Annotated in this window: 1 protein-coding gene, 1 tRNA gene and 1 riboswitch; of the genes, one reads left to right on the top strand and one right to left on the bottom strand. The window is 69.8% G+C overall.

The genetic code is table 11. From position 1 onward, the window contains the following. Positions 1-203 precede the first annotated feature (203 nt). Positions 204-367: riboswitch (cobalamin riboswitch) on the top strand. 46 nt (positions 368-413) lie between these two features. Further along, a complete protein-coding gene (gene bluB, locus E1281_RS39560) occupies positions 414-1,034 on the top strand; it encodes a 5,6-dimethylbenzimidazole synthase (protein ID WP_131884797.1) in 621 nt (206 codons plus the stop codon). 393 nt (positions 1,035-1,427) lie between these two features. On the opposite strand, the gene E1281_RS39555 is transcribed toward bluB, so the two are convergent. After that, a tRNA-Glu gene (locus tag E1281_RS39555) sits at positions 1,428-1,500 on the bottom strand. Positions 1,501-1,593: the final 93 nt, after the last annotated feature.

Below are 1,593 nucleotides of genomic sequence, written 5' to 3'. Positions count from 1 at the left end.
GGCCTGTTCGGTGCGCAGCTCTGCGAGGCGCTCGCGGGCGTCGGCGGCGGTGGCGGGGCCGCCGCGCCTGGGGGTGCGTGCACGATGCGGCGGGTGGCGCGGACGGCGGCGCGGGTTTCGGCGCGCGTCTGCGCCGACCCCCTCGACCAAGGGGCGAGTCGGCGATCAACGGCTTGGTACAGTCGATGCGGCACGACCTGACGCGAGGTGCCCCTCTTGGGGAGAATCGGGAAGCCGGTGTGATTCCGGCACGGGCCCGCCGCGGTAACCGGGGAGCCGCCGTCCACGCGCGCACGCGCAGTCACTGGTCACTGGCCGGGAAGGCGGACGGTGAGGCGTCGATCCGGGAGTCCGAAGACCGGCCTCGCTCCACCGGCCGCCGTCGAGGCGGCCCGATGCAGCGGAGCCTGCCCATGAGCGCCGACTTGTACGACGTCATCCGCCGCCGCCGTGACGTACGCGCCGAGTTCACCGACGTGCCGATCCCGGACGAGGTCCTCAACCGTGTTCTGGAGGCCGCGCACGCCGCGCCCAGCGTGGGCCTGTCCCAGCCATGGGATTTCGTCATCGTGCGCGACCCGGCCGTTCGCCGGGTCTTTCACCGACATGTCCAACGCGAACGAGCCGTCTTCGCGGCGACCCTCGGCCCAGCCGCCTCACAGGTGTTTCAGCGAATAAAGATCGAAGGGGTACTGGAGGCCGCATTGTCGATCGTGGTCACCTATGACCCCGGACGCGCCGGCCCGGCGGTGCTCGGACGGCACGCCATCGCCGACGCCGGCCTGTACTCGGTCTGCCTGGCCGTTCAGAACCTCTGGCTGGCCGCCACCGCCGAGAACCTCGGTGTCGGCTGGGTGTCGTTCTACCGGGAGCCGTTCCTGCGCCGGTTGCTGGGCATCCCAGAGCGCGTCCGCCCGGTCGCGTGGCTCTGTCTGGGGCCGGTCACCCACCTGCAGACCACACCGGACCTCGAACGACATGGCTGGCGTCACCGTCGCCCCCTCCACGCCGCCATCCATCACGACCATTGGTGAACGTTCCCGTCCAGCGATGGGCTGCGTTGCCGCGCTTGCACAAAGCGGACCCAGCCGGACCGCCCATCCCCACACCCGACGCTCCTACTGCCTGCGGTCCCACATCATCTGTGACCAGTGCGGACGCCGGATGCGAGGCAAGGTCAAGCACAACACCGTCTACTACATCTGCGAGCCGCCCGAGGGCTGCGTGCCCGAGGGACACCCCAAGAGCTACTGGATCCGAGAAGACAGCTCATGGACGGGCTGGCCGCCAACCACACCATCAGCCCGAACCGCCGCGCCCACGGCGGGGCCATCCTGCCGCTGGCCGACGAGCGCGCCACCCTCGACCACCAGGCCAAGACAGACGCAGACCGGGCGAAACCAGATGGTTCGCCCCCATTCGTGACGTACCCCCTACCGGATTCGAACCGGCGCTACCGCCTTGAAAGGGCGGCGTCCTAGGCCGCTAGACGAAGGGGGCCTGGATTGTGGCCTTGGTGGCTGCCACGTGACTTGGACAAGTGTAGAGGACGGGGCGGGGCCGCGTGCAAACGGTTAGTCGGGTTCCGGGGTG

The organism is Actinomadura sp. KC345 (assembly GCF_004348515.1).
In the GTDB taxonomy this organism is placed as follows: Bacteria; Actinomycetota; Actinomycetes; order Streptosporangiales; family Streptosporangiaceae; genus Spirillospora.
The sequence above is the reverse complement of the archived record's forward strand: the minus strand, read 5'-3'. Positions and strand labels throughout refer to the sequence as shown.